Source organism: Scandinavium sp. (genome assembly GCF_051650185.1).
Taxonomy (GTDB): domain Bacteria; phylum Pseudomonadota; class Gammaproteobacteria; order Enterobacterales; family Enterobacteriaceae; genus Scandinavium.
Map to the genome: position 1 here is coordinate 95624 of NZ_JBOFIN010000108.1, position 8770 is coordinate 104393.

The 8770-nt window shown below is 54.8% G+C and carries 8 protein-coding genes and 1 tRNA gene; 6 read left to right on the forward strand and 3 right to left on the reverse strand.

Annotated elements, in window-relative coordinates; all coding sequences use genetic code 11:
* The first annotated feature begins 79 nt into the window (after nt 1-79).
* From ACRCWW_RS14715 to ACRCWW_RS14730, 4 genes are all read left to right on the forward strand, one after another.
* Nucleotides 80-1534, forward strand: a complete 1455-nt coding sequence (locus ACRCWW_RS14715; RefSeq protein ID WP_438683072.1) for an AMP nucleosidase — start codon at nt 80-82, stop codon at nt 1532-1534.
* Nucleotides 1535-1551: 17 nt separating this feature from the next.
* Nucleotides 1552-3318, forward strand: coding sequence for an aminopeptidase P family protein (locus tag ACRCWW_RS14720; protein WP_438683073.1), 1767 nt, complete (start codon nt 1552-1554; stop codon nt 3316-3318).
* 198 nt (nt 3319-3516) lie between these two features.
* Nucleotides 3517-3834 carry a type II toxin-antitoxin system RelE/ParE family toxin gene (locus ACRCWW_RS14725; protein WP_438683074.1) on the forward strand — a complete coding sequence of 106 codons (318 nt, stop codon included), beginning with the start codon at nt 3517-3519 and terminating at the stop codon, nt 3832-3834.
* A gap of 38 nt (nt 3835-3872) precedes the next feature.
* On the forward strand, nt 3873-4049 hold the full coding sequence (locus tag ACRCWW_RS14730; protein WP_438683075.1) for a hypothetical protein: 177 nt from the start codon (nt 3873-3875) through the stop codon (nt 4047-4049).
* Nucleotides 4050-4156: 107 nt separating this feature from the next.
* On the opposite strand, the gene ACRCWW_RS14735 is transcribed toward ACRCWW_RS14730, so the two are convergent.
* The 3 genes from ACRCWW_RS14735 to ACRCWW_RS14745 form a co-directional block, all read right to left on the reverse strand.
* Nucleotides 4157-4232, reverse strand: a tRNA-Asn gene (locus ACRCWW_RS14735).
* Nucleotides 4233-4336: 104 nt separating this feature from the next.
* Nucleotides 4337-5725, reverse strand: coding sequence for an APC family permease (locus tag ACRCWW_RS14740; RefSeq protein ID WP_438683076.1), 1389 nt, complete (start codon nt 5723-5725; stop codon nt 4337-4339).
* Nucleotides 5726-6143: 418 nt separating this feature from the next.
* The gene (locus tag ACRCWW_RS14745; RefSeq protein WP_438683077.1) at nt 6144-7562 is read right to left on the reverse strand and encodes a glutamine synthetase family protein; all 1419 of its coding nucleotides are present in this window, start codon (nt 7560-7562) and stop codon (nt 6144-6146) included.
* Between the two features lie 213 nt (nt 7563-7775).
* Here ACRCWW_RS14745 and puuD point away from each other — a divergent pair, with 213 nt between their 5' ends.
* Both puuD and ACRCWW_RS14755 read left to right on the forward strand, forming a co-directional pair.
* Nucleotides 7776-8540 carry a gamma-glutamyl-gamma-aminobutyrate hydrolase gene (gene puuD, locus ACRCWW_RS14750; protein WP_404658065.1) on the forward strand — a complete coding sequence of 255 codons (765 nt, stop codon included), beginning with the start codon at nt 7776-7778 and terminating at the stop codon, nt 8538-8540.
* A 25-nt stretch (nt 8541-8565) separates the two neighbouring features.
* A partial coding sequence (locus ACRCWW_RS14755; protein ID WP_438683078.1) for a helix-turn-helix domain-containing protein occupies nt 8566-8770 on the forward strand: 205 nt, incomplete at its 3' end.

An 8770-nucleotide genomic window follows, 5' to 3' on the forward strand; every position in this document is an offset into this window, starting at 1 on the left:
GCATTTTCCGCTGGCTTTTGTGTCACATTCCTGTGACATTTTATCGGGTAAAACCGAGAGCAGACACATGGAGCGAATGATGAATAATAAGGCTACCGGCCTCACCCCGGAACAGGCGCTGGAACGACTTGACGCGCTCTATAATCAATCGGTCGCGGCTTTGCGAGAAGCGATTGGTCGTTACATCAACGACAACACCCTGCCAGGTCCAGAAGAACGTGCAAAAGGATTGTTCGTTTACCCTTCTCTTTCCGTCTCCTGGGACGGTGAAGCGCACAATGCCCTTAAGACCCTAGCCTGGGGCCGCTTCACGCATGCGGGTTGCTACACAACGACCATTACGCAACCCACGCTTTTCCGCCCCTATTTGCTTGAGCAGCTCACGTCGCTGTATCAGGATTACGGTGCCAACATCACCGTCGAACTGTCTGAGCATGAAATTCCCTATCCGTACGTGATTGATGGCTCCACGTTAACCCTGGATCGCTCCATGAGCGCGGGGCTAACACGCCACTTCCCGACCACCGATTTAGCGCAGATTGGTGACGAAACTGCCGATGGCTTGTTCCACCCTACCGAGCTTTACCCACTGTCGCACTTTGATGCTCGCCGCGTGGATTTCTCCCTCGCTCGCCTGCGTCACTACACCGGCACGCCCGTTGAACACTTCCAGCCGTTTGTGCTGTTCACCAACTACACCCGCTATGTGGACGAGTTTGTGCGCTGGGGATGCAGCCAGATTCTTGATCCGGATAGCCCGTATATCGCGCTGTCTTGCGCAGGTGGCGTGTGGATCACCGCCGATACTGAAGCACCGGAAACCGCCATTTCCGATCTGGCCTGGAAAAAACACCAGATGCCTGCCTGGCACCTGATCACCAAGGACGGACAGGGCATTACGCTGATCAACATCGGCGTGGGCCCGGCTAACGCTAAAAATATTTGCGATCATCTGGCCGTGTTACGCCCGGATGTGTGGATGATGATTGGTCACTGCGGCGGGCTGCGCGAAAGCCAGACCATTGGCGATTACGTGCTGGCGCACGCTTATCTGCGCGACGACCACGTGCTGGATGCGGTTCTGCCGCCGGATATCCCAATCCCAAGCATCGCCGAAGTTCAGCGCGCGCTGTATGACGCCACCAAGCAGGTCAGCGGGATGCCTGGCGAAGAGGTCAAACATCGCCTGCGAACCGGGACTGTCGTCACCACCGATGACCGTAACTGGGAGCTGCGTTATTCCGCCTCTGCGCTGCGTTTCAACCTGAGCCGCGCGGTCGCCATTGATATGGAAAGCGCCACCATCGCCGCTCAGGGTTACCGCTTCCGCGTGCCTTACGGCACGCTGCTTTGCGTGTCTGATAAGCCGCTTCACGGCGAAATTAAGCTGCCGGGCCAGGCGAACCGCTTCTATGAAGGTGCCATTTCTGAGCATTTGCAGATTGGGATCCGCGCCATCGACTTGCTGCGAGCTGAGGGCGATAAACTGCACTCACGCAAACTGCGCACCTTTAACGAACCGCCGTTCCGCTAATGAACAGGACAAGTACAATGCAAACGACCTCCCCACTTTCTGCCCTTCGGCGCTACCTGGCTGAACACTGCCTGGATGGCATGATTGTGCCCCGTGCCGATGCCTGGCAGAGCGAATATGCCGCCCCGCACGATAATAAACTCGAATGGGTTTCCGGGTTTTCTGGCTCCGCCGGGGTCGCGCTGGTCCTTCAGGATCGCGCCCTGATTTTTGTTGATGGGCGCTATCAGGTTCAGGTTCGTAATGAAGTGGATCTTCAGTCCTGGGACATTCATCACTTGCATAACGATCCGCTGGAGAACCATCTCCCGGCAGGCAGCCGCATCGCTTTCGATCCTATGCTGATGGTCAACAGCCAGTACGAAGTATTGAAGAATACCGATTGCACGCTGACGCCACTCACTGAAGATCTTTTCAATACTCTCTGGCACGATCGCCCTGCCGCGCCCTGTGGCGCGATCCGTGAAATGCCGCTGAGCATTGCAGGAGAAAGCAGTGAAGCAAAACGCCAGCGCATCGCAGCCGTGCTTGATGCCCACGGCGCCGATTACCTTGCCATTACCCAGCCGGATAACATCGCGTGGCTACTCAACGTGCGCGGTGCGGATATCGCCACCAGCCCGGTGCCGCTTTCGTTCGTCCTGTTAAGCCGCAAAGGCGATGTGGAATGGTTTGTCGACAGCGCCAAAACAGCGAATCTGCCGCAGGCGCTGCTTTCCGGTTTAACGCTGTCGCCGATGGATCAACTGGTGCCACGCTGCCAGCAAATTGCATCAGGCAAGCGTATTCAGCTGGATGCAGACAGTGCCCCTGTCGTGCTGCGTTTTGCCACAGAGCAGCACGGCGGCGAAGTCTACTGGAACGCAGATCCCATCACCTTAATTAAAGCCTCCAAGAATGATGCTGAACTTGCAGGCTATCGCGACAGCCACCAGAAAGACGGTGCCGCATGGGTGAACTTCCTCGCCTGGCTGGCGCATGAGGTTCCGGCCAGGCTTGCCGCAGGGGATCCACTGACTGAGCTGGAGGCACAAGCTAAACAGCTCGCATTCCGCGAACAGCAAGACAGCTTTATCGAGATGAGTTTCGGGACGATTTCTGCGGCTTCAGCCAACGCCGCGATGTGCCATTATCACTCAAGCGAGGAAACCAACGCCGCCATCACGGCGGAAAGTTTCTACCTGAATGATTCTGGCGGCCAGTACAGCAACGGCACCACCGACGCCACACGAACGCTGGCGTTTGGCCCATTGGATCAACAGCGAAAACTGCATTACACCGCAGTGCTGAAAGGCTTTCTGTCGCTGATAACCCTGCAATTCCCGTCGGGCAGCTTCGGACACCAACTGGATGCCTTTGCCCGCCGCTCTCTGTGGGAGCTCGGCGTTGATTTTGATCACGGCACCGGACACGGCGTGGGTCATCAGTTGTTGATCCACGAAGCACCACACCGCATCGCGAAAAAGGTGAATCCATGGCCGTTGGCGGCAGGCAATATCATCACCATCGAGCCGGGTTACTATCTGGAAGGGGAATACGGGATCCGTATCGAAAACCAGGTCGAAGTCGTCGATTCCCTGCCTGGCTTCTGTAAGTTCGCTTCACTGACGCTGATCCCCATCGATCTGAGCCAGGTGGAAATCGCTCTGCTAAGTGAGCAAGAAAAACAGTGGCTGGATGACTACCACCAGCAGGTACGCGAAACCTTATCGCCACGGGTTGATAGCGATGCGCGGCCATGGCTGTTTAGCGCAACGGCACCTGTTCGGGTGCAGCGCAGTTAGTCATAACAGGCGGGCTCAGTGCCCGCTTTTTGCGGCCTGCACCGCATATTTTCTACATCCGCTGTATGACCTGTCTTTTCATCTGAATCCTCCTTCCAGTTCTCCAATCGGGCGCTTTTCTGAAAACGCTATTTTCACCACACTCCTCCACTGGCTGGTCCTGAACAGATTTCAATCAACCACCTCAAGGAGTAGCATGTGTGGGTCATTAAAACGACGGATACGTTTGACGAGTGGTTTATCCCTCTGCCGAAAAATGAAAAGCGCAATGTCACTACCTCAATGCTGATACTCAGTGTAAAAGGGCCAAATCTGTCACGGCCCTATGCCGATACAGTACAAGGCTCGCGCTTTCACAATCTGAAGGAGTTGCGTATTCAGAGTCATGGCGATCCATTAAGAGCTTTTTACGCTTTCACCCCCGACCGTTGCGGGCTGATGCTCTGTGCTGAGCGAAAAGTCGGGCACGAGAAACGTTTTTACAAAAAGATGCTCCCACTCGCGGAGCATAGTTAACGAAATATCTGAACAAGTATGTTGAGACGAGGTAAATCATGGGAAGAACACTGGAGCAAATTCTGGCACAGGAAGATCCGCAAATGGTCGAAGAAGCGAGAGCTGCTGCGGCTAAAACGCTGTTGAAGATTGAACAAGCGGAACAACTGCGGCGGAAACACAAAAGAGCAGAAAAGGAGGGGTTGCCCCTGAGCAGGCCGCAAGCTGCTGACTGAAATTATCTGTCGCCAACGCGCTCACTGAAGCGCTGTGAAAGAAAGAAGTGTCACCTTACAAACCCACAAAAGCAAAAAGCCTGCTCGTAAGCAGGCTTTTCTAAATATGGCTCCTCTGACTGGACTCGAACCAGTGACATACGGATTAACAGTCCGCCGTTCTACCGACTGAACTACAGAGGAATCGTGTGAACGGGGCGCATATTAGCGATGCGCCCCCGGCTTGTCAAAGCCTGTTTTTCACTATCTTGTTCGTTTGCTGATTTCTTCTCCAGAGCGGATAAAAATCACTCCCAGGCCTGTTCCGCTTTGGCGGCATCGAACTGCGGTGGCGGCTTACGGAAGCGGCCAGTCAGGTAGGTCAGATACAAGATCCCTACAGCAGCCCACACCAGGCCCAATGTTAACGACGTCATTTCGAGGTTAACCCACAGCACAGCGACCGTGGCTGCGCCCATTAATGGCAGGATCAAATAGTGCAGCTTGTCTTTCCAGGTTTTGTTCCGCCCTTCACGACGCCAGAAGTGGTTGAACACAGACAGGTTCACGAAGGTAAAGGCCACCAGCGCACCGAAGTTGATCAACGCGGTTGCCGTGACCAGGTCGAAGAACAGCGCCGAAAGCGCCACCACGCCGACCATCAGCACGTTCAGTGCCGGGGTGCGCCATTTCGGGTGCACATAGCCGAAGTATTTCTCCGGGAACACGTTATCGCGTCCCATCACATACAGCAGTCGTGAGACGCTGGCGTGTGAGGCCAGGCCTGAGGCCAGCGTGTTCACAAACGTGGTGCACAGGAAAATCGACTGGAACAGTTTCCCGCCCACGTACAGCGCGATTTCCGGCAATGCGGCGTCCGGGTTCTTGAAGCGGCTGATGTCCGGGAAGAACAGCTGCATAAAGAAGGAGGCCACGATAAAGATAATGCCGCCGTACACCGCCGTCAGGAAGATAGCTTTGGGGATGGTCTTCGCCGCATCCGGGGTCTCTTCCGACAGCGTGGTCACCGCATCAAAGCCAAGGAACGAGAAGCAGACGATTGTCGCGCCGGTGATTATCGGAATCAGGTGCGCATTCTGGCTGATGAAAGGCTGCAGCGACCAGACAGTCCCTACCCCTTCGCCTTTGTGCAAGCCTTGTACCACGAGGAAGATAAACACTACCATGATAGCCACCTGCACCAGCACGAACAGCGTGTTGAAGTTGGCGACCAGGTTAACGCTTTTCAGGTTTGCGGCGGTCAGGATGCAGACAAAGCCCACCACCCAAATCCATGGCGCAACGCCCGGGAACAGCGCAGAAAGATAGATTTTCGCCAGCAGGACGTTAATCATCGGCAGGAACAGATAGTCCAGCAGTGATGACCAGCCGACCATAAAGCCAACGTGCGGGCTAATGGCTTTTTGAGCATAGGTATAAGCAGAACCGGCCTGCGGGAACTGACGCACCAGTTTGCCGTAGCTGATGGCGGTAAACAGCACCCCCGCCAGCGCAAGAATATAGGATGCAGGGACGTGGCCGTCGCTAATGCCGGACACGATCCCGAAAGTGTCAAACACCGACATCGGCGTGAGGTAGGCAAGCCCCATCACCACCACCTGCCAGAGTTTTAAAGATTTACGCAGCTGCGGTTTTTCCGCCTGCGATGGAAGATCGAGTGATGAGTTAGTCGCCATGACGAAGTCCCCCCAAGGACGTACGGGTTTGCGATGAAATCGTTGTCGTTATTGCAAACCTGCTAAGCCTGGGGGTAAGTCGTGAATGTGATGGAGTTAACGTCGGGCAATGACCTTGTACTGGTCCGTCATAATCAATACGGCAGCGGCATTCGCCTTCGCCGTGTGGGTACTTGAACATCTGCATCATCTCATTTCCTCGTCATACAATTTGTTATTAACTGAAGACCCTTTGTCGCCTGCGCTCCGTTACGCGACGCCGGAAAATGGCAGGTTGCCCTGCTAAAACGTCCGGTCTGGCTCCGCTCAGACCGTATGATGCTGCCTTTTATTTTTTCTTGCCGGTCGGCGAGATGCTTGCCCGGCCTACATCCTCACGGTAGGCCCGGTAAGCGAAGCGCCACCGGGCAACTCGCGATTATGCGTTTTTCAGCATCCACTCAATTTCAGTTTCTGTGATCAGACGTTCAAACTGAATTAACTCGTCGTTCTTACAGGCATGGAACACATGGCTGAAACGTTCGCCCATCAGCTCACGCAGGTGGTCGTTCTGAGTGAACTCCCACAGCGCATCACTTTGACGGATAGGGAACGGCAAGCCTTCCTGCTCCAGACCATTCCCTTCGACTTCTTCCTGCAGCGGCAGCTCGTTATCCAGGCCGTGCAGAATCCCGGCGAGAATGGACGCCATCACCAGATAAGGGTTGGCATCAGCACCCGCTACGCGGTACTCGACACGGTGGTTGTCACGATCGCCACAAGGGATACGCAGCGCGACGGTACGGTTGTTGTGCCCCCATGAAGCCTGCGTTGGCACATACATACCTGGCTGGAAACGACGGTAGGAGTTTACGTTCGGCGCTAACAGTGCCATAGATGCAGGCATTAAATCTATCATTCCCGCAAGGGCACGCTTGAGGATGGCGGAATCTTCGCCATCGGCGTCGGCCAGCACGTTTTCGCCTTTACTGTTCAGCATGCTGATATGGATGTGCATCCCGCTGCCGGCGTGCTCTTCATACGGTTTCGCCATAAAGGTGGCGTGCATTTTGTGCTTCTCGGCCACGGTGCGAACCAGGCGTTTCAGGGCCAGCGCATCGTCACAGGCATCCAGCACGTTATCGGTGTGATGAAGGTTGATTTCGAACTGGCCAGGAGAGGCTTCTGCCACTGCGCCATCAGCCGGGATCAGCTGCAGACGCGCCAAATCATCGATATCTTCCAGAATGGTGGCAAAGTGGTTCAGGTTATCAACGGAGTAAACCTGGCTCTGGGTATTACGGTCGTTGGTGCCCGGGGCGCATGGCGGTTGCAGGTAACCTTCAGTATCGCGCTGACGATCGAGTAAATAGAACTCCAGCTCTACCGCTACCACGGGGAACAGGCCGCGCTGGCGCAGCTTCTGCCAGAGTCGGTTAAGCACGTTCCGCGGCTCAACGTCAAAGGGAGCGCCATCTTCATCCAGCATTGTCAGCTGTAGCTGACCGATATATTCCGGGTCGGCGGCTGACGGGGTTAACGTCCCCAGCACAGGCACACAATTGCGATCCGGTTCACCTAACTCTTGCCCTAACCCGGCTTCTTCTACCACGTTGCCCAGAATATCCATCGCGAAGACAGACGCCGGGAAGTAGCAGCCTTTCTCAATCTTACGCAGGCTGGAAACCGGGATACGTTTTCCACGGAAGCAGCCGTTCAGGTCGGTTAGCAGAACATCAACATATTGGGTATTCGGGTAACGTTCGAGGTAGGTCTTTACTTCGCGTGCGAACGCGCTACTTCGTCTCTCTTCGGAATGCTGAACAAAGTTCTCAACTTCTACGATATTGGTTTCCATGATTCACCGCCGTTGCTTTGGATGCCGGTCGCTGATTCCCGACCGTTAAATATAATGTCCACTTTTCGACAATGATACCAATCCAAATGTTTGTCAAATGTTAAATTGAGTTTGCAAATAGGTTATCTCGCTGCTAGATTGAGAAAATATTGAACGGAACAGGTCAACATGGATAAGTTTGGCAATAATTTAGTCCAGAATGTGAGGTCGATCATGGTCGATATATTTGACAAACCAGTTATTGGTGTCGTGATGTGCAGGAACAGGCTTAAGGGTCACCAGACCCAGACATTGCAAGAAAAGTACCTGAATGCGGTACTGAACGCTGGCGGACTCCCGATCGCCCTGCCTCATGCGCTGGCTGAGCCAGAGCTGCTGAAGGCGCTGCTGCCAAAACTCGACGGCATTTTCCTGCCAGGCAGCCCCAGCAACGTGCAGCCGCACCTCTATGGTGAAAACGGCGATGAGCCTGACGCCGATCCCGGGCGTGATGAATTGAGCATGGCGCTGATTACCGCCGGGCTTGAAAGGCGCATTCCCATTTTCGCCATCTGCCGGGGTTTGCAGGAACTTGTTGTCGCCACAGGCGGGACTCTGTATCGTCGCCTGTGCGATCAGCCTCAGTTCCTTGAGCACCGTGAAGATCCGGAACTCCCGGTGGAGCAACAATATGCGCCATCTCACGAAGTCCAGGTTCAACAGGGAGGATTGCTTTCAACATTAATACCGGGTTGCAACACGTTCTGGGTGAACTCGTTACACGGACAAGGCGCGAAAACGCTGGGCCCGCTGCTGCGTGTGGAAGCACGTTCGCAGGATGGTCTGGTCGAAGCGGCAAGCGTTCACGATCACCCGTTTGCTCTGGGCGTGCAGTGGCATCCGGAATGGAACAGTAGCGAATACGCCTTATCGCGTATGTTGCTGGAAGGTTTTATCACCGCTTGTCAGAACCACCTCGCTGAAAAACAGCGACTCTGACCCCTACTGTTAAGGAAATGCCAATATGAGCGATGACGGCCTGGCGCCGGGTAAACGTTTGTCAGAGATTCGCCAACAACTGGGTCTTTCGCAACGTCGTGCCGCCGAACTGTCTGGATTAACGCATAGCGCCATCAGCACCATAGAACAGGACAAAGTCAGTCCTGCCATCAGTACGCTGCAAAAGCTGCTGAAAGTCTACGGGCTGTCGCTCTCCGAGTTCTTCGCGG

Coding starts and splice junctions, on each gene's coding strand:
- ACRCWW_RS14720 (WP_438683073.1), top strand. CDS start 1,552: ATGCAAACGACCTCCCCACTTTCTGCCCTTCGGCGCTACCTGGCTGAA.
- ACRCWW_RS14745 (WP_438683077.1), bottom strand. CDS start 7,562: ATGGAAACCAATATCGTAGAAGTTGAGAACTTTGTTCAGCATTCCGAA.
- puuD (WP_404658065.1), top strand. CDS start 7,776: ATGGTCGATATATTTGACAAACCAGTTATTGGTGTCGTGATGTGCAGG.
- ACRCWW_RS14715 (WP_438683072.1), top strand. CDS start 80: ATGAATAATAAGGCTACCGGCCTCACCCCGGAACAGGCGCTGGAACGA.
- ACRCWW_RS14730 (WP_438683075.1), top strand. CDS start 3,873: ATGGGAAGAACACTGGAGCAAATTCTGGCACAGGAAGATCCGCAAATG.
- ACRCWW_RS14740 (WP_438683076.1), bottom strand. CDS start 5,725: ATGGCGACTAACTCATCACTCGATCTTCCATCGCAGGCGGAAAAACCG.